The organism is Dysgonomonas reticulitermitis (assembly GCF_054601275.1).
Window position 1 is genome coordinate 18797 of sequence record NZ_BAAHWU010000017.1, and the last position, 23506, is coordinate 42302.

The following is a 23506-nucleotide window of genomic DNA, read 5'->3' on the forward strand; positions in this document are numbered from 1 at the left end:
ATAAAACAAGATCTGTCGGTACTTAATGTTTTTCCTCTTTACGCCTTTACTCAGGCATAAAGAGGGAAAATAGGATCATTCCAGATAAGTATATCCATATAGTCCGGATCGATAGTTGGATAAGAATTCCTTACCTTCCTCTACCGTGATAGATCCTTGTTTGACACAGCTTGTAACCCATGTTTCTACAGTTCGCACTAATTTTTTAGCATTGTACTGCGCATAGTCCAGTACTTCGGCAACAGTTTCACCATCAATCATTTGTTCTATTTTGTAACCGTCTTCATCAACAGAGATATGCACGGCGTTAGTATCCCCGAATAGATTATGAAGGTCACCTAATATTTCCTGATACGCACCCACAAGAAAAACTCCGAGATAGTACGACTCGTTCTTCTTCATGGAATGTACAGGGAGGTAAGATGATTGGTTACCATTCGAGATGAAGTTATCTATCTTACCATCAGAGTCACAGGTAACATCCTGTAATGTTGCCGTCCTGTCAGGACGCTCATCTAATCGGTGAATAGGAATTATCGGAAATATCTGGTCGATGGCCCAAGAGTCCGGTAAAGATTGAAATAATGAAAAATTACAGAAATATTTGTCCGGCAGCAATTTTGATAATTGCTTCAATTCTTCGGGAGAGTGCTTTGAGCGGCCCGCTATGTGAAATATCTCACGGGCAATAGAAAAATATAAACGTTCTACTTGTGCCCTGGTTTTTAGAGACAACATACCCAAGCTGAATAAGTCAAGCGCTTCCTCTCTGATTTGTTGAGCATCGTGCCATGCCTCTAACATACGGGATTGGCTCAGGTTGTCCCATATTTCGTATAACTCGCGGACAAGTTCATGGTCATCTTCTTTTATATCTTCATCTTCATCCCATTCAGGAAGCGTAGTTGTTTCCAGTACTTCAAATACCAAAATAGAATGATGTGCTGTGAGTGAACGCCCCGATTCCGTAATAATATTGGGATGAGAGATATTATTCTTGTCAGCGGCATCTACCATTGTGGCAATAGAGTCATTCACATACTCTTGTATGGAATAGTTTACACTACTTTCGTTATATGATGAACGCGTACCATCATAATCTACACCCAGACCTCCGCCAATGTCAACAAATTCGACATTGAAGCCCATTGAATGTAGTTGCACATAGAATTGAGCAGCCTCACGCAAAGCTGTTTTTATCCTGCGTATTTTAGTTATTTGGCTACCAATATGGAAGTGTATAAGGCGAAGAGAATTTTGTAAATTATTTTTTTCCAGATAGGCTAAAGCTTCAAGCAATTCACTCGAGTTAAGCCCGAATTTACTGCCATCTCCTCCAGATTCTTCCCATTTACCACTGCCGGAACTAGCTAGTTTAATACGGATACCAATATTGGGGGTGATTTTTAATCGTTTTGCTATTCTGGCAATCAGAGGTATCTCATTTAGTTTCTCGACTACGATGAAAATATGTTTTCCCATCTTTTGAGCGAGCAGGGCTAATTCTATATAACTTTCATCCTTATATCCATTGCAGATAATAAGCGAATTAGGGTCAGTATTGATTGCTATTACTGCGTGGAGTTCGGGTTTTGATCCGGCTTCGAGCCCTATATTGAATTTTTTACCGTGACTGATGAGCTCTTCAACCACAGGACGCATTTGATTTACTTTGATGGGATAGATTATATGGTTTTGTCCCGTATATTCATATTCCTCTGCTGCTTGTTTAAAGCATGTCGATATCTTTTCAATTCTGTTATCCAGAATATCCGGAAAACGAACCAAAACAGGAGCTGATACATCACGAAGTTGTAATTCGTCCATCAATTCCTTTAAATCGACAGCTACTCCATTTTTTCTGGGAGTCACAACAACGTTACCTTTCTCATTTACAGAAAAGTAATTAATACCCCAGCCTGCGATATTATATAACTCGGCCGAGTCTTCGATGCGCCATTTTCTCATTCTTCTTGTAAAGTGATAAAATTATTTAATAGATAAAAATGTTGTTATTTTAGCATTCTTAGGGTCTTTTGCTTCTTCCCCATAGATGTCAAAATCAGCAGTATAAGCCCTGTTTATATTTGATTGCCATATACGAGCCCATGTTTTACCTACGACATAAGGCAATTCTCCTTCTGAAGTGTATTGTAAATATTTACATGCCGGAAAATCTTTTATTATCAAATTTTTATTCGTAGGAATTCCGTTGATGTTTGAAACTTTATATCCTATAAGAGTCGTATATTCTCCTGTATAATCGCTTTCATAATCGGTATATATACAGTATACATCATTCGATATTTTATTTGGAATGGATTGTACAACACCATTGAGAAAGAACGATTCCCATAGTTTGGCGATATCTTCTTGCGACTTATGATTTTGGTTTGTAGTTCTAACAGATATCCCAACTATAGTGAACGCATCTAATGTTATTTCTTTGCTTTTCATTCTTTCACTAATATTTTAGAAATTTCGGCAATATATAAATAGTGAAAATCTTTTTCAGGATACCATCTTCTGATAACTTCTTTATCAAGGAATGCATTCTCTTCTATTCGTTGTACAAATAGTTTTTTAGCAAAGATAACACTGTTAGCTTCTTGAAAATAGGGAATATCATTCTCTTTTATTATAGTTAACTTTGTTTTCTCGATTTTATTTTCATCTCTTCCCGATACCTTTCCCAAATAACTTAAATCTTTGAGGTAGCCTTTATCAAAAAATGTGAGGGAAAAAGAGTCTGAACTTTCTACAAATTCCCTTGTATATCTTTGCGGACGTATGACAATAAAAGCGACTTCTTTATTCCACATAACGCCAAATCCCCCCCAACTGGCAGTCATCGTATTTACTGTGCCATCCGGTTTTGATGCTGTAATCAGCATCCATTTGTCTTTTAGTCCAAATGCATCAGGGGTATAGTCTTTTATATTTGTTTTTTTGAAAACCATTTTATTAGTATAAATACAGTCAATGTTTCGTCCGGGTAAATAGGGAATTTCAATTCGTAAAAATATAAAATATGTTGTGAAAAAGGAAATAAATATAGGTAAACTATATTAAGAATCTGAGAATGTTATATTATTCTGAATATGAAAAACAAATGCTATAGTTTAGTATATAGTTTGTTCTATTTTAGGAGGAGATATGGATATAAAAAAACGGAGACAGATCATAATTGAAATGTCCCCGCTCTTTATTTTGAATCTTTTATTTTTTATCAGCTGCTTTAGCTTTATCTTGGCAGCAAGATGCAGTTTTGCCATCTTTTTTATCTGTTGCTTTAGCTTTGTCTTTGCAACATGATTTCTTATCGTCCTTCTTATCAGAAGCTTTATCTTGGCAACATTCCTTTTTAGGCTGATCTTTTTTAGGAGCTTTATCCTGAGCTACTACCACAGATGAAGCCATTAAGGCTACACACATAATTGCTGACATTATAATTTTCTTCATACTTTTACTTTTTAATTAATACAAGTTATCTCACAAATATACAAGCTATTTCGTGAAAATATAATTAACAGACGTTAAAAATAGAGTATTAATATTCAAAATATCCGAATTCGCTATCGATAATAAGTTCTGTACGATCTGATTTCTCTACAAAGCCAACTATTTGAGCCTCGATACCAAAAGACTTTGACATATCGATAACTTTTTGAGCATATGGTTGCGGTAAATAAATTTCCATACGATGCCCCATATTAAAGACCTTATACATTTCTTTCCAATCCGTTCCCGATTGTTCTTGAATTAGTTTGAACAAAGGTGGTACGGGAAAAAGATTGTTTTTGGTAATTTTTACTTTATCTACAAAATGCAAGACTTTAGTCTGTGCACCTCCTGAACAATGAACCATTCCATGTATGTGCCCACAAAGTGTATCCAGTATTTGTTTGATAACGGGAGCATAAGTACGGGTAGGGGAGAGCACCAGCTTTCCGGCATCTATATTTAAACTTTCTATTTGGTCGGTAAGTCTCATCTTTCCCGAATAAATTAGTTCGGAAGGTATAGAAGCGTCATAACTCTCAGGATATTTTTTTGCAAGATAATTGGCAAATACATCGTGACGTGCCGAGGTCAGGCCATTGCTGCCCATGCCGCCATTGTATTCTTTTTCGTATGTTGCCTGTCCGGAAGAAGATAAGCCGACTATAACATCCCCATCTTGGATGTTATCATTAGAGATGACATCTGATCGTTTCATCCGGCATGTAACTGTACTATCCACAATGATAGTGCGAACCAGATCACCAACATCAGCCGTTTCTCCTCCTGTAGGGTATATATTGACACCTAACGAGGATAGTTCATCACATAGTTGGTTAGTCCCTTCTATAATTGCCGATATAACTTCGCCCGGTATCAGCATTTTATTCCTTCCAATAGTAGAAGATAATAAAATATTGTCGGTGGCGCCAACGCACAGTAAATCATCTATATTCATAATCAGGGCATCTTGCGCAATGCCTTTCCACACAGAAATATCTCCCGTTTCTTTCCAATATATGTATGCTAATGAAGATTTGGTACCGGCTCCGTCAGCATGCATAATATTACAATACTCAGGATCACCGCCCAATATATCCGGAATTATTTTACAGAAAGCTTTTGGAAATATGCCTTTATCTACGTTCTTAATTGCATTGTGAACGTCTTCTTTCGAGGCCGAAACTCCTCGTTGATTGTAGCGTTGGTCACTCATTTCGTTTGTCCGAAGAAATAAATTTATATGAAGTACAAACCTACATAAAAATCTTCGATTTTTAGGCCAGTTGTATAAAAAACCAAGACCACCTTTCGTCCACGATCTGCCCCGTACTCGAAGTACAAATAATAAATTTGCAGAATAATTAACGGCTTTACAAGAGCCAATTTATTAACTTAAAAAGTTTAGCTTATGGACAAAGTCTGTGGTCTTGACGTGCACAAAGATAGTGTATTTGCATGTATCTTGGGCGCTAATGAAGAAAAAATTTATGAGGGTCGTTTTGGGACGACCACGTCAGAGTTAACAAAATTACGTAACAATCTTGTAGAATACGGGACTGGACGGGTAGCGATGGAAAGTACGAGCATTTATTGGATGCCGGTATGGAGTGTATTACAATCTGATTTTGAGTTGAATCTGGTACAGCCTCCTCACTGAAGCGGCTTGGGCGGCAACGCATTCCAAAACAGGCTTTATGGGATACAAATATCGACAGCTTGTCGCCCGAAAGATGGCTTCGCAAAAAGCGCTGATGGCGATCGCCCGAAAAATGCTGGTGGTTATTTTCAATGTCTTATCAACGAAAAAACCATTTGACTTGACACGAAATATGCCTGCCATAAGGCAGAACGCATAATGCTTGTCTCTCAACAAAGAACAGGCCCGGTACTGTTTCAGCTCCTTACCTTTGTGGCGAATCTTATCCCGGCTTTGCAAAATGAGCAATAAACGGATATCGGTAATGAAAATGCGTATGAGCTAAGAAAGCTCGAAGAGGAAAGTATTTTAGTATTATTGCCAAGCTTGAGACGGTTATTTTATCGCCTCTTGTAGCTTATTTGCCTTATCTGTCCTCTATTTATACGAATATCGCATATTTTCTGCATGTTACATAGAATGGGATATACTTTTGGGGGATTTTTAGAGGAAAGGTAATAAAAACACGTTGATTTAATAATCTGATATTTATAAAAACAAACAACCTGTAGACAATCAGTCTTACAGGTTGTTATATAAATCTATATAAAACAAATTAATAGTCTTTTACTTCCCAACCTAAAGCACTGGCTCCTAATACGGCGGCATCACTTTCTTTAAGTTCAGACATTAATAGTTTTATTTTATTGCGATAGATCGGCAACATATTTTCCTCCATGTGCTTACGTACCGGATCAAATATTAATTTCCCGGCTTTTGTTAATCCTCCGAACAGTATAATTGCTTCCGGACTGGAGAACGCTACAAAATCAGCAAATGATTCACCCAATATCAGACCGGTCATTTCAAAAATATCTTTAGCCATTTTGTCTCCTTTTACGGCTGCATCGTATACATCTTTTGACGTAATATCTGCAGGATCAAGTTCTCTTAGTAGACTAGGCTCTGTTCTGGTTTCTAAAAATTCTCTGGCTGTACGTGCCACTCCTGTTGCAGAACTGTATGTTTCCAAACAACCTTTTTTTCCGCAACCACAAAGGCGGCCGTCACGACGAATAGTAGTATGGCCCAATTCTCCGGCAAAACCATCGTGGCCATATACAAGCTGCCCATTTACTACGATTCCACTACCTACACCTGTACCGAGAGTGATAACGACAAAGTCTTTCATTCCACGTGCTGCTCCATAAGTCATTTCTCCAATTGCTGCCGCATTTGCGTCATTGGTTAAAGCAACAGGGATATTCAACTTGTCAGTAAGCATTTGAGCTAAAGGAATTACTCCTTTCCAAGGTAGATTAGGTGCAAATTCGATGCAACCGGTAAAATAATTACCGTTTGGTGCACCAACGCCAACCCCCTTTATATTTCCGGTACCACCTACCTGATCGATGATTTCTTGAACTCCGGCAGCAAGGTGAGTTACATAATCATTAATTTCCAGATATGTACCCGTTTTTATAGATCCTTGATTTATTATATGTCCACGTTTGTCTACTACGCCAAAAACCGAATTAGTTCCACCAATATCGATTCCAATAGCATACGGTTTTTCCATGATTTTTATATATATGTTAATTCAACAATGAAATTATTTCTTAATTAAAATATTTACAAATATAACTAATTCCAAGTTAATATTAGCCTTTGTCACAGTGAAATTCCTGTGTTTTTGCATAAGATGACGGTCAGGAATGTTTAAAATATGTATCCAAAACATTACTTGCCGCAGCAAAAGAACTCATCTGGGAATCAAGAACTAACTGTTCGTATTTTTTCAGTTCTTTTTGCACTTCCGGATTATTGTAAAAATTGCTTTTTAACCGTTCATTGATTGTTTCATGCATCCAGAATTTGGATTGGGCATTGCGTCTGTATTCGAAGTACCCATTTCCCTTAACGAAAGCTATGTATTCATCGATCATTTTCCAAACCTCATCGATACCTATTTCATAATATCCGGAATAGGTTAGTACTTGGGGAGTCCATCCTGATTCGGGCAGGGGAAACAGGTGAAGTGCATTCTGAAAATGTGACTGAGCCAGCCTGGCTTTTTCTATATTATTACCATCAGCTTTATTAATAATAATGCCATCAGCCATTTCCATTATTCCACGTTTTATTCCTTGTAATTCGTCACCTGTTCCGGCTAACTGTATTAAAAGGAAAAAATCGACCATAGAATGTACTGCTGTCTCTGATTGGCCTACACCAACAGTTTCCACAATAATACGGTCAAATCCGGCCGCCTCGCATAATATAATGGTTTCCCTTGTTTTACGGGCTACGCCACCTAATGAGCCGGCAGAAGGGGAGGGGCGGATAAATGCATTTTTTTCCACAGATAGTCTCTCCATTCTTGTTTTATCACCTAGTATACTTCCTTTGGTAACTTCACTGGATGGATCTATTGCTAAAACTGCAAGTTTATTATTACCCTTTAGAATATGCATGCCAAAAGCATCTATAGATGTGCTTTTCCCGGCTCCAGGTACACCGGTTATTCCTATACGGATAGAATTACCTGTATAGGGCAGGCATTTCTCTATCACTTCCTGTCCTATAGCTTGGTGATCTTGCCTGGAACTTTCTATGAGGGTTACAGCTTGTCCCAAAATTGTAATGTTTCCTTTTAGGATTCCCTCAACATATTCAGAAACCGTATATACCTTTCTTTTGAATTTCTTAAAATTGTTCAAATAAGGATTTACTGTAGGTTGTTCAGATATTCCTTTATTTACTCGCAAGCCTTGAAATTGATCGTCATTTTCAATATGTTCCATATAAATAAAATTTTATGGATAGCATGTTATTCTTTATTTTGTGTAAATATAATCAAATAATAGGAGCTTTCTCTTATGGCAAATATTATTTAACAAATACAATATTAAACATAATAGTAATTATGTAACATTATTGTAATCAAAGAAAACAATAAACGCCTACAAGAGTTTTTCTCATAGGCGTTTGTTATATCTATTTACCTGCTTGTTTATTCTGCTTCTAATTCTTTTTGAACAGCATCGTATTCAGCATTCTTATTTACATTCAATAAAGTCAGATTGTAATATACGTTTTGCAACTTCATTAGAATTTGTCTAATATCGTATTTATCAGCGTTTTTTGCTTTTAGCAAATCTCTATATTTTTCAAGATATGGTAATGCCTTTTGATAAAGATCTACAGTTTCTCTGTCAAATTTTGCAGATGTGGTTCTATCTGTTGTTTGACTGGCTTTTTCCTTTGTATCCTGAGCTTGCAATATATATAATACGCCGATTCCCTCCAACGCTTTTTCACAATTAGCGTCAGTCGACACAGCTTGCAAGTAAGCCGGTTCTGCTTTAGCATAATCTTTTTGTTCGGCAAATAATGAAGCTTTTACGCTCAACAACTCGCATGCATTAGTAGGATCATTTTTGATTGCTTCATCCAGATAGGACATTGCTTCATCCGTTTTTCCTCCTTTAATGAATTCATTGATCAGATTAAGGGAAAAGTATCTGACAGACGGGAATTTTTGAGTTCCTTCGCGCAACAAATTTACATAAGCTACGCTGTCGCCAACTTGTTGGTATTCACTGGCTAGTAATTCGTAAGTGTCACTTTCTTTATATGTGCTATTCTGAACATATGGTTCAGCTGTAAGCTTTTTCAATAATTGGATAGAACGTGCATCATCTTTTGATTGTATAGCACTAATTACGGCATAATATTTGATTGTTTGAAATGTTGTATCCTGAGTATTAAAATCAGCTCTGCTATCTTCAAATATTGCTAAAGAAGGCAGTTCCCAGTATCTTTCAAAAAAATCGGCAGCTTTTTTGTAATCTTGTTTCTCGTTATAGAATATGCCACCATTAATATAGAATCGATGACCATCTCTTAAATTCTTAACGACATCCTTTCTTACTTTGTTTTTAATTTTACCTTTTTCGTCCGGAAGCTGGCCTAATTCATCGGCCTTGATATAAGGTTCATACATGTTATATAATCCTTCATACATTTTTTCTTCGTTACCGCCTTTCTGGGTAATTTGCTTCTGCATTTCCAGGGTCCGCTCATCATCAAAAGCCTTGTATTCGATATCTCCGGCTACTTTCCATGTTTCCGGATCATTCATAGTTTCCGGATTAGTTAATGCCGGTTTTATCAATGTTCTGGCCTCACTAATATCCTTAGAGGATTTTGCATTTTTTACAGCGCTTTTCTGTGCGAAAGAAAATCCTGCAAATGCACATAAAGCTAATACTAATAAAGTACGTTTCATAATTATCGATTTAGTTTATATTCAATTGTTTAGTCAATACTCTCGATTTTTGCATCATTTTCGTTATTTTCTATTTCATCAACTTCATTATCAGAATCAACCTTACAAATAGAAGCAATTTCATCATTTCTCTTGCCCAGATTGATTAGCTTAACTCCCTGGGTAGCACGTCCCATAGTGCGAATATCTGAAACTTTTAGACGAATAGTAATACCAGACTTGTTAATTATCATTAAATCGTTCTCATCTGTAACGCTATTTATAGAAACCAGCTTACCTGTTTTGTCAGTTATATTCAGTGTTTTAACTCCTTTACCACCACGACTGGTTATACGATACACAGGAACGATACTTCCATTTTCGTCAATTACATCATTGCCTTCTTCATCTTTTTCATTGAGATTCGTGCGTTTTCCGTATCCCTGTTCTGATACAACCATAATGGTTTCATTGTTTTGGGCCTCTTTTGACATTGCAAGCATTCCTATAACTTCATCTTGCCCGTCTTCATCGATGCGCATACCGCGTACACCCGTTGCTGTACGTCCCATTTCACGAACATCGGATTCATGGAAACGTATGGCTCTACCATTTCTGTTCGCTAATAATATTTCGCTGTCGCCGTCAGTCATAAGTACCTCTATAACCTTATCATCTTCGCGTATTGTTATAGCGTTCACTCCGTTTTGACGAGGGCGTGAATATGCTTCAAGGCTGGTTTTCTTTATAACACCTTGTTTTGTACAGAATATCAGATAATGGCTATTGATATAATCTGTATCGCCGAACCCTCTGACACGGATAAATGCCGTTGCTTTATCATCCGATTCAATGTTCAAAAGATTTTGAATTGCCCGTCCTTTCGAGTTTTTAGTACCCTCCGGAATGTCAAATACGCGCAACCAATAACATTTGCCTTTCTGCGTGAAGAGCAGAATGTAATTGTGCATCGATGCCGGATATATATGTTCAATAAAATCTTCGTTTCTGGTTTCTGAGCCTTTAGCTCCCACTCCACCTCTATTCTGGGCTCTAAATTCGGTTAAAGGTGTACGCTTGATATATCCCAGATGTGAGACAGTTATGATCATTTCGTCATTGGCATAGAAATCTTCAGGATTTAATTCTTCTGACGCATAAACAATTTCTGTGCGGCGTTCATCACCATATTTATCTCTTACCTCAATCAATTCATCTTTAATAACTTGCATGCGAAGATCTTCGTTAGACAGTATCTCGTTTAAATAAGCTATTAATTTTTGAATTTCTTCGTATTCGTTATGCAACTTATCTTGTTCAAGTCCTGTAAGCTGACGTAGACGCATTTCTACTATCGCCCGGGATTGTATTTCTGTCAGGTTAAATCTCGATATCAAGTTCTCAATAGCTTCTTGTGGCGATTTGGATGCCCTGATTATGGCAATTACTTCGTCTATGTTATCTGAGGCTATAATGAGGCCTTCCAGTATATGGGCGCGTTCCTCTGCTTTACGTAAATCGTATGTAGTACGACGAATAACAACATCAATACGGTGCTCAACAAAAAACGAAATCATGTCTTTCAGATTCAATGTTTTTGGTCGACCCTTAACTAACGCTATATTGTTAACACTGAAAGACGATTGTAAAGCCGTAAGTTTATATAGTTTGTTTAGAACCACGTTCGCGTTGGCGTCGCGCTTAATATCGACAACGATACGCATACCCTGACGGTCAGATTCATCATTAACATTGCTGATGCCATCGAGTCTTTTTTCTCCTACAAGGTCTGCTATATGCTTGATTAGCTCTGCTTTATTTACTAAATATGGAATTTCTGAGATCACTATTTTTTCGTGATTACCTTCCATTTCTATTTCGGCACGACCACGCATGATAACACGTCCACGACCGGTTTCAAATGCATCGATAACACCTTGATATCCATATATAAATCCTCCCGAAGGGAAATCCGGAGCCTTTACATATTGCATCAGGCCTTGAGTATCAATGTCTTTATTGTCAATGTACGCAATAGTGGCATTGATTGACTCTGTCATATTATGAGGAGCCATATTGGTAGCCATCCCTACGGCAATACCCGATGCTCCGTTTATCAACAAATTAGGAATGCGTGTAGGAAGGACTGTGGGTTCCTTCAATGTATCGTCGAAGTTTAACTGAAAATCAACAGTTTCTTTATCGATATCTTTCAGCATTTCTTCCGCTAAGCGGCTTAGGCGTGCCTCAGTATAACGCATAGCCGCAGGGCTGTCACCATCGACACTACCCATATTTCCTTGTCCGTCTACCAACAGATAGCGCATGCTCCATTCCTGTGCCATACGTACCATAGCAAAATATACCGAAGAGTCACCATGAGGGTGATACTTACCGAGTACTTCTCCGACAATTCTGGCTGATTTTTTGTGAGGCTTGTTAGATGCATTACCCAGCTCGCTCATTCCGTATAAAATACGACGATGTACAGGTTTAAAACCGTCTCTTACATCAGGTAAAGCCCTGGAAACTATGACCGACATTGAATAGTCAATGTAGGCAGATTTCATCTCATCCTCAATATTGATTCTAATAATTCTATCCTCTGCTTCTATCATTATTTTAACATAAAATTTTTATTCTCAAATACTTGTGTAAAGCTTTTCAGTTAAGGCCTTTTTTTAAGTTTTAAAAACATGCTAAGGTATGAATTTTCTTTGTATTAAGAAAATATAATGTCACAAAAAAATGCCCGATAGTTTAGTATCTACCGAGCATTTCGTATATCAATCAGGCCGTTTAATTATTCATTTCTGCCATGACAGTTCTTATATTTTTTACCGCTTCCGCAGAAACAAGGCTCATTTCTTCCTTGCTTTTTGTCCACTTGAATTGGAGCCATTCTTGGCTTTTCTTCGCCCGGGCGTTGTCCGGGAGCTTGTCTTCTTTGGCCTGATTCTACTTCATTACGTTCTGTACGATAACGGCTGTAATCGGTTTTTCGCTCAGGAGCAGCCTGGCGAACTTGCTCCGGTTCGCGTACCGGTATTTGCCCACGCATAAGTATAGTAACAGCCTTGTTATTTATACTGTTAAGCATGGATTTAAACAGAGTAAAAGACTCCAGTTTGTAGATCAATAGAGGATCTTTCTGCTCGTAACTTGCATTTTGTACCGATTGTCGTAAATCGTCCATTTCGCGAAGATGTTCTTTCCATTCTTCGTCTATCGTATGTAGCACAATTGATTTTTCAAAAGACTTGATAATCTCTTTTGATCCCGAATCGTATGCATCTTTCAAATTACATGAAATATTATATACACGCTTACCATCTGTAATAGGAATCAGGATATTTTCAAATTTGCTACCTTGCTCTTCATAAACTTGTTTAATAACAGGATTTGCAATCTCAGCCAAACGATCCATTTTGTGTTTAAAGTTTTGAACAGCAGTCTCATATGTCTTATCCGTCAAATCATCGGGTTTGGATGTACGGAATGTTTGTTCATCAAATGGCGCTTCAATAGCCAGTATACGAAGTAAATCTATTTTAAGTCCTTCATAATCCAGATTATCTGCATATTGTTCCGATAAACTTACTGCAGTATCATAGAACATATTCACAATGTCGATGCCAATACGTTCTCCCATAAGGGCATGGCGACGGCGTTTGTAAACGACTTCACGCTGAGAATTCATAACGTCGTCATATTCAAGCAAACGTTTACGGATACCGAAGTTATTTTCTTCAACTTTCTTTTGAGCTCGTTCTACTGACTTGCTAAGCATGTTGTGCTCCAGCATTTCGCCTTCTTTAAAGCCCATACGGTCCATCATGCCGGCAATACGTTCCGATGCAAACAGACGCATCAAATCATCTTCTAATGAGATGTAGAATATCGATGATCCGGGGTCTCCCTGACGGCCGGCACGACCTCTTAACTGACGGTCTACACGACGGGATTCATGTCTTTCGGTACCGATAATCGCTAAACCTCCGGCTTCTTTTACACTCGGCGCCAGCTTTATGTCTGTACCACGACCCGCCATATTGGTAGCGATAGTTACAGCTCCCGGTTGTCCGGCTTGCGCCACAACGTCAGCCTCTTTCTGATGTAGTTTCGCATTCAATACATTATGCTTGATCTTGCGCATGGCAAGCATCTTGCTAAGTAACTCTGATATTTCTACAGAGGTTGTACCAACAAGTACTGCACGCCCTTGATTTACAAGGTTTTCTATCTCTGATATAACCGCATTGTACTTCTCTCGTTTTGTTTTGTATATGCGGTCGTTCATATCATTACGTGCAATCGGCCTATTAGTCGGAATTACTACTACATCCAACTTATAGATATTCCACAACTCTCCGGCTTCGGTTTCAGCTGTACCGGTCATACCCGAAAGCTTGTGATACATACGGAAATAATTTTGCAAGGTAATGGTGGCAAACGTTTGTGTAGCAGCTTCCACTTTTACACGTTCTTTTGCTTCGATTGCCTGATGCAAGCCATCTGAATAGCGTCGGCCATCCATAATACGACCGGTTTGTTCGTCTACAATCAGTACCTTGTTATCGATAACAACATACTCATCATCTCTTTCGAACAATGCATAAGCTTTAAGTAGCTGATTTACTGTGTGAACACGTTCAGATTTGATTGAATAATTTTGCATCAGCTCATCTTTCTTTTCAGCTTTTCCGCTATCTGTCAGCGACAGGTTTTCAAGTTCGGAAAGCTGTGCGCTAATATCGGGCAATACAAAGAATAAAGGGTCATCCGAATTTCCTGTCAATAAGTCTATACCCTTGTCGGTGAGCTCTATACTATTGTTCTTTTCGTCGATTACGAAATACAGGTCGTCTGTAACAATATGCATGTTACGCATTTGCTCCGACATGTAATGTTCTTCGGTTTTCAACATGGACGACTTGATACCCGGTTCGCTCAGGAACTTGATAAGCGGTTTGTTTTTAGGCAATCCTTTAAATGAACGATACAATAGCAAAGAACCTTCTTCCTGTACTTTCTTATCTTCCGAATTCATTTTCACTCTGGCTTCGGCAAGTAATTTGGTGGCTAATTCGCGTTGGGCTTTTACCAGTATCTCCACACGAGGGCGGAATTCTTCGAATAATTGTTGTTCTCCACGTGGTACAGGTCCCGAAATAATCAATGGAGTACGGGCATCGTCTATCAACACGGAGTCCACCTCATCGACAATTGCAAAATTGTGTTTGCGTTGTACCAGATCCGATGGATTTACAGCCATATTGTCACGTAGATAATCGAATCCGAATTCATTGTTTGTCCCAAATGTAATATCGGCCTGATAGGCTTGGCGCCGTCCTTCCGAGTTTGGCTGATGCTTGTCTATACAATCGACGGATAACCCATTGAACATATAGATTGGCCCCATCCACTCAGAGTCACGTTTTGCCAGGTAATCGTTTACAGTTACCACATGCACTCCATTTCCGGTTAAAGCATTCAAAAAGACAGGCAAAGTACCTACGAGTGTTTTACCTTCCCCTGTGGCCATTTCAGCGATTTTTCCTTTATGAAGTACAACTCCGCCAAATAACTGCACATCGTAATGTATCATATCCCATATGATTTCATTACCTCCGGCAATCCAGTGGTTCTTGTAGATAGCTTTGTCGCCTTCGATGTGTACGAAGTCTTTCGTTTCAGCCAATTCTCTATCAAAGTCTGTTGCAGTAACTTCTATTTCTTCATTTTGTGTAAAACGGCGCGCTGTATCTTTGACAATAGAGAAAACTTCCGGTAGCACTTGCTCCAAAATCTCTTCATATTTGTCTGTTACCTGTTTCTCCAGCTTATCTACTTCAGCCCACACATCTTCGCGTTGATCTATTTCCAATGTTTCCACTTTGGCTTTTAGCTCAGCTATCTGATTCTTTTCCTGGGCAACATAATCCTGAATGCGCTGCTTTATTTCTATCGTTTTTGCGCGCAATTCATCGTGCGACATGTGTTCAATATCAGAATATACGGCTTTTATTTTGTCTACAAAAGGATTGATTTCTTTCAAATCCCGTTGAGATTTATTTCCGAATAATGATGTTAAAATATCTGCGAATCCCATATATTTAGTTGTTTTATTTTTTATTAATTGTTGTTTTAAAGTAATTCCGATAAAGGTTGTTCTTTTGCAGCATTCGGAGACCGGATGCGCATAATATAAGATATTGTAGGCGCTATTTCTGTAGCCTTTATAGTTCTTTTTACCTTTGCCGGTTTTATGTTGTTACCAAAAAATATAACAGGGCATACAACGGCGTTGTTTCGTACCTGTTTTTCTTTGAACGAAGCATCCTGTTCATTTACAACTTTATATCCGGGTTGAAGCTCTACAAAAAGGTCGCCGGTTGTTTCCCGTGTATATCCGTTTTTGTAATATTCCATTACAGGATTCCACTGTCCATGCTGTATTTGGAAAGAAGTGTAAACTTCTTGTACTCCTGAAAATTCCGATACAAATTCAGCCGCTTTGTCCTGTATTTCCTGTAAGGATATGTTTTTATCTTTAATCAGTTTTCGATTCAGGTATATCTGCCCATTGTAAAACTTATCTACCCACTGGTTATCTCTGCCATATATAGCCATAAGGTACATATTGAGAAGGGCTTCACAACGGTTGATATGGAATTTGTTTTCCGGTGGGTTATTGCCGGCTTCATTCTTATAATCTGATTCTGCAAAATCATAATATCCCGTCGATGTGATAAATACCAAAGTATTCTTTAACCCGACTGTCCGGTCTATTTCATTAAGCAGTTTTTCTATTTCTCTATCCAGCCTGATATATATATCCTGTATTTCGACAGAATAATCCGAAACATTCGGATAGTTGCCTGCATAGAATGTTAGAGACAAAAAGTCAGGACTTATGCGTTTTCCCAATTCGGCTTTAGACAATAATGTCATAGCTGAATTTCTGATATTTTCATTAACGGCCGGCATTTTCTTGGCCAGGATATAGGTTTCTTTGTTATTACCGGTTCCATGAGAAAAAATCCGTTTATCTCCCGGTATAAAAGGGAAAGCTTTGTATTCTGTGGCGCTAAGCAGCGGAGACCAATACATTGTCCACGCTTTTGTTGAAAAGTCGGAGCCACTCCTGTTATCCTGATCTACAGACCAATAAAAGTTTTTGTAGAATGTGGTCGAAGCCCATTTGCCGGTATAGTCATCTACCCAAAAAGCCGAATTACCTCTTTGTCCGGCTGTTATCAAAGCCTGATTAGTTTGTGGCGCAAATGAGTAAACATCAGAATTGCCGGAAGATGATATTTTCAACTCATCAGTAATTGTAGATGTTTTTAAAGCCAAAGGCGAGACTTTATCTTGTGTGTAATTTCCCAGAAATGCGGGATCGGAAAACGATGATACTATTTGTTGCGTAGATGCCAGATATTTCTTATTACCAACAATTCCATGATAAAATGGCATAGCCCCGGTGTATATTGTCGCTATAGCCGATGCATCGTCCAGATAGGGAAAATCGAATTTTATATTTTGATAAACTAATCCTCCGCTGAGTAAGCGTTTAAAGCCTCCTTCGGAAAAAGTGCTTTGGAATAGCTCAAGGTAATCGCCCCGCAGCTGATCAATAGTAATGCCAATCACCAACTTTGGAGTTTCGTGTACAGGTGTTTGCGCCTGAACTGAGGTGATGGTTAATACTGCTACTAATGAGGTAATTATTCTTATCATCTTGCTGCTTTAGGCAAACTGTAATCAGCTTTTTTCTTTGTTTTTTGTTGTAATACATTCATTCCCGATCTTAAGCAAATAGATAAGATGTACGGAATAAAAGCTATTTCTAATTGTTGTGGTATCAAACACCATGCCAGAAGAAATAGCAAAAGCGCCACAAAGTTAATAAAATGATAATAACTTAAGCATTTCGTGAGAGGTTTTACGAAGAATAATAGTGCAACCAGAAGTTGCAGAGGATTTAACCATATGATATTCCAGTTTGGATTGGTACATGGATGCTCCGAAAAAAACATCAGAAAGAATATAATACATCCTCCGGCGCCTGCCACTAAAAACAATAGTGTATCGTATGTTTTGCCTAAAGTGTACCATTTCTTTATATAAACCAGCAGAGATAATGCAATAGTAAATACAAGCAAAGCAATACCCATGTACAGTGGTTCGTTAAACTCAATATATGCAGGGGATATCCCCTGTAAGATACTTCTGCTTTCAAGCAGAAGTCTTCTTTCCGTACTGTCACTTTTTATAATTGCTCCTACATAAGCATTCATTAAATAATGGGGTAGGAAATCTTTTTGCCTGTCTGTTATTATTTTATCAGCATCGGCGCCAATCACCAAATCTATACCAAACTTAGTCCACGGCTGTATATCAACACATTCATGCACTAAATCTCTGTAAGTTTGTCGCTTATTCGTCGGTGTATATTCTATCTTTCCATTTATGTATTTCTCTATAATATCCCGTGGACGTGTTGAACAATTATCGTAAAAGTAGTTATAACGGCATACCCTGTTTTCCGGTAGAGAGTTGATAACTAATGCATCAAATATTTCTTGTTTTTCTTTCCGAGTAAGGTTGTATACTTGTTCTATGACACCGACTCCCCGCTCTTCGTATTCTTCTACGTAATAATGAAAATCGATTACAGCCACCATATGATCGGTTTCTCCTTTTACAAAAAGAAATATAAAGTTCTCCTTGCTCATATTGAATATACCATAGTTGAATACCATATCTATATTGTTTTCCGGATCATTAATACGTATGGCGGTGTGTCCGAATAGCGCATAAACCGCGCCATCCCAAGGAGTATTGGTAAGAAGGCTTATCTGCGCGGAATCGCTCAATACAATTTGAGAATAACTATACCGTTGAGCATTCAGCTGTACAAAGCTTATAATGAAGAGTAAGAAAATAAATCCTTTTCGCATATTCAAAATATTTTCGAATACAAAGATAAATTATCCACTGATAGAATGTATAATATATCAATAATCATTATTACAATGTTGTGAATTTTACTTAAAAAAGCGAACGGTTTTTCAGTAAATCCGTTTATTATTCCATAAATTTGTTTTGTATAATCAAAATTATTATCATATGAAAAAAGGATTAATCGCGATTGCTTTATTCTGTATTGCTAGTTATGTTTCGGCTCAGGATATAAATTTGCTTTCCCCAACAAAGACAGGTGGCAAACCTTTGATGGAGGTCTTAAATGAGAGACAGTCGAATCGTAACTTCGATAGCTCAAAACAGCTTTCTACGCAGACTTTGTCTGACTTACTTTGGGCTGCATACGGATTTAATAGACCTGAAAAACGGACAGTGCCTTCGTCGCAAAACAGGCAAGAGGTGGATGTTTACGTAATGTTAAGTACAGGCGTTTATTTTTATGACGCTAAAGCCAATAAGCTTATACTGAAAGAGAAAGGTGACCTCAGAGATGTTCTTGGACAACCTGAAATTTCGAAAAATGCACCTGTATCACTTATTTATGTTATAAATCTGGATAAGAATGGCCGTGAGACAGGGTATATGGATGCAGGCTTCCCTGTTCAGAATGTATATTTATATTGCGCGTCGGCAGGATTGGGTACTGTTGCCCGGGGATCATTTAAAAGACCCGATGTACATAACGCTCTTAAACTGACCGAGAAACAAGAAGTTGTATTGGTACAGCCGGTAGGATACCTGAAGTAATTGATAAATTGTATAAATGGAAAAAGGAACTGATAATTTCAGTTCCTTTTTATTTAGTACATTGATAATAAAATCAAAGTTTTAATGCTCCTACAAGCTCACTAACAGAAGCGATATTATTTTTATCTAAATATTCTGAAATACCATCTACTACTTTTACCGAAATAGTAGGATCAATAAAATTGTGAGTTCCAATCTGTATAGCAGATGATCCTGCCAGAATAAATTCAATAGCATCTTGCCAGCTGGAGATACCACCCATACCTATAATTGGAATTTTAACGGCATTGTATGTTTGCCATACCATTCTTAGAGCAACAGGCTTTACACATGGGCCGGACAATCCTCCTGTAACCGTTGATAACACCGGACGTTTTTTGTTTATATCTACTGCCATCCCCAACAATGTATTTATCAACGAAACCGAGTCGGCGCCTTCGCCTTCCACGGCTTTGGCTATTTCTGTAATATCGGTTACGTTTGGAGATAGCTTTACAATTAGCGTTTTATCCCACACCTTGCGTACAGCTTTCGTTACTTCTGCTGCCGAACAAGCCGATGTGCCAAAGGCCATACCGCCTTCTTTTACGTTAGGACACGAAATATTAAGTTCAATTGCCGGTACTTTCTCTAATTGGATCAATTTTTCCGTACAATCCACATAGTCCTCCACGGTAGAACCCGATACATTGACTATAATATGGGTATCGATATCCTTTATTTCCGGATATATATTTGTAACAAAGTAATCAACACCCTTATTTTGCAGTCCTACAGCGTTTAACATGCCTGCCGGAGTTTCTGCCATACGAGGATAGTCATTCCCTTGTCTTGCACGAATTGTAGTTCCCTTTACAAATATACCACCTATTCGCGATAGGTCAAAGAAGTCTGCATACTCCTTTCCATAGCCAAAAGTACCCGATGCAGTCATCACTGGGTTCTTCAAATGTAAATCACCAATGTTTACAGCTAGTTTATCCATGTTAACTTATCTATATTAAATACGGGCCCTTCTGTACATACACATACATTCCCTTCGTGGGTTTTCTCCACACAACATAAACACACTCCAAACCCGCATGCCATCATATTTTCAAGCGATACTTCACATTGTATTCCATTACTATGAGCATACTTTGCTACTGCCACCATCATTGGTTTCGGTCCGCAAGTATAAATAGCCGAAAAGCGCGTGCTTTTTAGTACTGTATGATCTGTTACATATCCTTTTTCACCAAAAGACCCGTCTTCGGTAGTACAGAATACCTCTCCATACTTGCTGAAATCATCTAATTGGAGTAAATCATTCTTAGAGCGTGCTCCCAAAAGAAATTTGGGACTGAATCCTTGAACTTTCAGGCAGGCTCCCAAAAACAGCATGGGAGCAGTACCTACACCGCCACCAATTAGCAACAATTCCTGTTCACTATCTTTTGTTGGAATAGTGAATGTATTTCCCAGTGGGAAGAGTAAGTTCACTATATCGTTTACTTTATATTCACACATGGTTCTTGTTCCATCACCAATAGCTTGAACCAATAGCCATAGTTCATTTTTGTCTTTATCTACAAAATTTACGGAAATAGGACGCCTTAGATATGTTGCCGGAGAGCCATCAACTCTGACTTCAACGAATTGTCCCGGGTACATATCCGGTAATAACGTGTTATCTGTAGTAGTAAGCTTTATAAGACAATAATTTTGGTTTAGACGGCTATTTTCTGTAACCACTAAATCCAACATTTTTTTCATCTATCTTGTTTTTAGAAAATAAGTACTTTGTTTCCAGTTGCAAAGTTAATAAGTTTTAGTCTCATTAAAAATGATGGAAGTTATAATTTATATGAAAGTTTTCATTACCTTTATGTCATATGTTACTACTCATAATAGGTTAATATTATGTTCTTAACTATCAAAAACACATCAGTTACCTCTGTTTTCCTCAATATAAAGGACAGGGATCATTTTGTCTCTTTATAATTATTATCCTTATCATTCTCATTTTTAGCAAATTCGTATCGGATTTGCATATTTCTTTTGTAATCAAATCACTAAAAATATTAAACTATGGAATTGCCATTTGCCGAATCATGGAAGATAAAAATGATAGAGCCTATACATAAAAGCACCCGCGAAGAACGTGAACAGTGGTTAGCCAAAGCTAAAAATAACGTATTTCAGTTAAAATCCGAACAAGTATATATAGACATGATCACAGATTCGGGAACCGGAGCTATGAGTGATCGCCAATGGTCGGCAATGATGTTAGGAGATGAAAGTTATGCCGGTGCCACTTCTTATTACAATATGAAAGATGCTGTTACACGCATTACCGGTTTCGATTATGTGCTTCCTACACATCAGGGACGTGCTGCCGAAAATGTATTATTCTCGTGCCTTATAAAAGAAGGTGATGTATGCCCGGGAAATTCACATTTTGATACAACGAAAGGACATATAGAATCTCGAAAGGCAGTGGCTTTGGATTGTACTATTGACGAAGCTAAAGATACACAATTAGATATTCCATTCAAAGGCAATGTGGATATTAAAAAACTTGAAGCTGCTTTGAAAAAGTATCACGATCGTATTCCTTTTATAATAGTGACTATAACGAATAATACATCGGGAGGACAACCTGTTTCGATGGAAAACCTTAGAGAGACGCGTATTCTTGCCAATAAATATGGGAAACGTGTAATATTCGATTCCGCGCGTTTTGCGGAAAATGCCTATTTTATAAAAACGAGAGAAACAGGTTATGAGAATAGAACTATAAAAGAGATCTGTTTAGAAATGTTTGGTTATGCCGATGGTATGACAATGAGTGCAAAGAAAGATGCAATTGTGAATATGGGCGGATTTTTTGCAACGAACGTCAAAGAATGGTATGATTCTGCAAAGATTAAAGGTATTATTTACGAAGGATTTATTACTTATGGAGGAATGAACGGGCGTGACATGAATGCTTTGGCTATAGGCTTGGATGAGAATACTGAATTTGATAATCTGGAAACCAGGATTAAGCAAGTCGAATATTTGGGTAGAAAATTAGATGAATATGGTATTCCATATCAACGACCAGCCGGAGGGCATGCTATTTTTGTTGATGCTTCTAAAGTCCTGACTCTTGTGCCCAGAGAAGAATTTCCTGCGCAAACTTTGACTGTAGAACTATATTTAGAAGCCGGCATAAGAGGGTGTGAGATAGGTTATCTATTGGCAGACAGAGACCCTAATACCAGAGAAAACAGATTCGATGGTCTGGACTTACTGCGATTGGCTATTCCCAGACGTGTTTATACGGATAATCACATAAATGTTGTCGCAGCAGCTTTAAAAAATATATACGACAGAAGGGAAAGTATCACTAAAGGAGTAAAAATAATTTGGGAGGCTGAACTTTTACGGCATTTTACAGTAGAGCTCGAAAGAATTAAATAGTGATATTTCTAAAATAAAATTATAGGCTTGAATCTTGAAAATTTGAGCCTATTGTTTTTTTTATAGCGGTTTATTATCCGCATTGAAGGTCTCGAATGTATTATCGGTATAATAAATAATTATCTTGCTTACTTTTCTATCCGGTAGTTTTTGATAGATAACTTCCTTTTTTATAATTTGTTCCACTTCATTTTGAGGTTGCTCAACTATAATTTCCTTACGATATTCAGGTTCTTTCTGGGCAATCGGTGGAGATACGTAATTCTGGGAGAATAAATCGGGGTGATTTTGAGTAATCGGTGTAGCCTGAAATGTATTCGCGTTCTTTTTACCATATTCCGGCTTATACATATCACCTTTTCCGGATATTAACCAGTCCGGATTGATGTACTCCATTTTGGATAATATTCGAGTAACAACATCCAGACTAGGATTATTACGTCCATTCAGTATGTGCGAAACTACAGCGCGTCCCAATTGAAGTCTATCTGCAAAGGCAGATGGAGTAAGCTGTTCACTTTCCATAATCAATCTAATACGATCTTTCATACTCCTATTATGTAAATAGTTTACTACAAATGTAAATAGTATATTTTACAAATAAAAATTTTATTAGTATATATTTGTATTTAACTAATGTATACCGAAATATCCTTTTGTATACAAACAAGTGTATACAGGGTAATATAGCTATAAAGTATCCCTTTTTATATTTTATATAAAATACTAAATATAAATGATATAATATTATAAATATGTCTTTAGTTATAGAGTTTATCGGGTTTGTGTCTACACATTGGATATTATCTAAATCATAACTTTATTATATAAGTATATTTAATTGATTATTAATTATATAATATGAAAAATATTCCAATATAAAACCTGATTACAAAACTATATTATAGTTC

19 protein-coding genes are annotated in these 23506 nt (G+C 37.6%); 4 read left to right on the forward strand and 15 right to left on the reverse strand.

The features are described from left to right. Positions 1 to 75: 75 nt before the first annotated feature. The 5 genes from speA to ACYPZI_RS08335 all read right to left on the reverse strand — a co-directional run bounded on the left by speA (position 76) and on the right by ACYPZI_RS08335 (position 4717). Positions 76 to 1968 (reverse strand): biosynthetic arginine decarboxylase, encoded by a 1893-nt coding sequence (gene speA, locus ACYPZI_RS08315; protein WP_459600497.1) that lies wholly within the window; start codon positions 1966 to 1968, stop codon positions 76 to 78. Between the two features lie 21 nt (positions 1969 to 1989). Then, the gene (locus ACYPZI_RS08320) at positions 1990 to 2457 is read right to left on the reverse strand and encodes a GyrI-like domain-containing protein (RefSeq protein ID WP_459600499.1); all 468 of its coding nucleotides are present in this window, start codon (positions 2455 to 2457) and stop codon (positions 1990 to 1992) included. Next, positions 2454 to 2960, reverse strand: coding sequence for a flavin reductase (locus tag ACYPZI_RS08325; protein ID WP_459600501.1), 507 nt, complete (start codon positions 2958 to 2960; stop codon positions 2454 to 2456). Before ACYPZI_RS08325 ends, ACYPZI_RS08320 begins: the two co-directional genes overlap by 4 nt. A 259-nt stretch (positions 2961 to 3219) precedes the next feature. Next, positions 3220 to 3462: a hypothetical protein gene (locus ACYPZI_RS08330; RefSeq protein ID WP_459600503.1), complete on the reverse strand. Its 243-nt coding sequence runs from the start codon at positions 3460 to 3462 to the stop codon at positions 3220 to 3222. An 88-nt stretch (positions 3463 to 3550) separates the two neighbouring features. Next, entirely contained in the window at positions 3551 to 4717 is a 1167-nt protein-coding gene (locus tag ACYPZI_RS08335; RefSeq protein ID WP_459600505.1) for an AIR synthase related protein, read from the reverse strand. A 195-nt stretch (positions 4718 to 4912) separates the two neighbouring features. Between ACYPZI_RS08335 and ACYPZI_RS08340 the strand changes: the two genes are divergently transcribed. Continuing rightward, positions 4913 to 5161 carry an IS110 family transposase gene (locus ACYPZI_RS08340; RefSeq protein ID WP_459600507.1) on the forward strand — a complete coding sequence of 83 codons (249 nt, stop codon included), beginning with the start codon at positions 4913 to 4915 and terminating at the stop codon, positions 5159 to 5161. A gap of 37 nt (positions 5162 to 5198) precedes the next feature. Then, positions 5199 to 5360: a hypothetical protein gene (locus ACYPZI_RS08345; RefSeq protein ID WP_459600509.1), complete on the forward strand. Its 162-nt coding sequence runs from the start codon at positions 5199 to 5201 to the stop codon at positions 5358 to 5360. A 396-nt stretch (positions 5361 to 5756) separates the two neighbouring features. Here the strand turns inward: ACYPZI_RS08345 and ACYPZI_RS08350 are convergent, their stop codons facing one another. The 7 genes from ACYPZI_RS08350 to ACYPZI_RS08380 all read right to left on the reverse strand — a co-directional run bounded on the left by ACYPZI_RS08350 (position 5757) and on the right by ACYPZI_RS08380 (position 18376). Further along, on the reverse strand, positions 5757 to 6719 hold the full coding sequence (locus ACYPZI_RS08350; protein ID WP_459600511.1) for an ROK family protein: 963 nt from the start codon (positions 6717 to 6719) through the stop codon (positions 5757 to 5759). Positions 6720 to 6849: 130 nt separating this feature from the next. Beyond that, positions 6850 to 7944, reverse strand: coding sequence for a methylmalonyl Co-A mutase-associated GTPase MeaB (meaB, locus tag ACYPZI_RS08355; protein WP_459600513.1), 1095 nt, complete (start codon positions 7942 to 7944; stop codon positions 6850 to 6852). 209 nt (positions 7945 to 8153) lie between these two features. After that, a complete protein-coding gene (locus ACYPZI_RS08360; RefSeq protein ID WP_459600515.1) occupies positions 8154 to 9431 on the reverse strand; it encodes a tetratricopeptide repeat protein in 1278 nt (425 codons plus the stop codon). A 29-nt stretch (positions 9432 to 9460) separates the two neighbouring features. Next, on the reverse strand, positions 9461 to 12028 hold the full coding sequence (gyrA, locus tag ACYPZI_RS08365) for a DNA gyrase subunit A (protein ID WP_459600517.1): 2568 nt from the start codon (positions 12026 to 12028) through the stop codon (positions 9461 to 9463). 185 nt (positions 12029 to 12213) lie between these two features. Then, complete coding sequence (gene secA / locus ACYPZI_RS08370; protein ID WP_459600519.1) at positions 12214 to 15522, reverse strand: preprotein translocase subunit SecA; 3309 nt, start codon at positions 15520 to 15522, stop codon at positions 12214 to 12216. Positions 15523 to 15557: 35 nt separating this feature from the next. Next, positions 15558 to 17153 carry an alkaline phosphatase family protein gene (locus tag ACYPZI_RS08375; RefSeq protein WP_459600521.1) on the reverse strand — a complete coding sequence of 532 codons (1596 nt, stop codon included), beginning with the start codon at positions 17151 to 17153 and terminating at the stop codon, positions 15558 to 15560. Continuing rightward, positions 17150 to 18376, reverse strand: coding sequence for a lipoprotein N-acyltransferase Lnb domain-containing protein (locus ACYPZI_RS08380; protein ID WP_459600523.1), 1227 nt, complete (start codon positions 18374 to 18376; stop codon positions 17150 to 17152). The genes ACYPZI_RS08375 and ACYPZI_RS08380 overlap by 4 nt, the downstream gene beginning before the upstream one ends. 169 nt (positions 18377 to 18545) lie before the next feature. On the opposite strand from ACYPZI_RS08380, the gene ACYPZI_RS08385 reads away from it, so the two are divergent. Further along, positions 18546 to 19148, forward strand: a complete 603-nt coding sequence (locus tag ACYPZI_RS08385) for a SagB/ThcOx family dehydrogenase (protein ID WP_459600525.1) — start codon at positions 18546 to 18548, stop codon at positions 19146 to 19148. A gap of 73 nt (positions 19149 to 19221) precedes the next feature. On the opposite strand, the gene ACYPZI_RS08390 is transcribed toward ACYPZI_RS08385, so the two are convergent. After that, positions 19222 to 20133, reverse strand: a complete 912-nt coding sequence (locus ACYPZI_RS08390; protein ID WP_459600527.1) for a dihydroorotate dehydrogenase — start codon at positions 20131 to 20133, stop codon at positions 19222 to 19224. After that, a complete protein-coding gene (locus ACYPZI_RS08395) occupies positions 20121 to 20903 on the reverse strand; it encodes a dihydroorotate dehydrogenase electron transfer subunit (protein ID WP_459600529.1) in 783 nt (260 codons plus the stop codon). Before ACYPZI_RS08395 ends, ACYPZI_RS08390 begins: the two co-directional genes overlap by 13 nt. 315 nt (positions 20904 to 21218) lie before the next feature. On the opposite strand from ACYPZI_RS08395, the gene ACYPZI_RS08400 reads away from it, so the two are divergent. Next, a complete protein-coding gene (locus ACYPZI_RS08400) occupies positions 21219 to 22595 on the forward strand; it encodes a tryptophanase (protein WP_459600531.1) in 1377 nt (458 codons plus the stop codon). Between the two features lie 60 nt (positions 22596 to 22655). Here ACYPZI_RS08400 and ACYPZI_RS08405 read toward each other — a convergent pair whose 3' ends face one another. Continuing rightward, complete coding sequence (locus tag ACYPZI_RS08405; protein ID WP_459600533.1) at positions 22656 to 23144, reverse strand: helix-turn-helix domain-containing protein; 489 nt, start codon at positions 23142 to 23144, stop codon at positions 22656 to 22658. Positions 23145 to 23506: the final 362 nt, after the last annotated feature.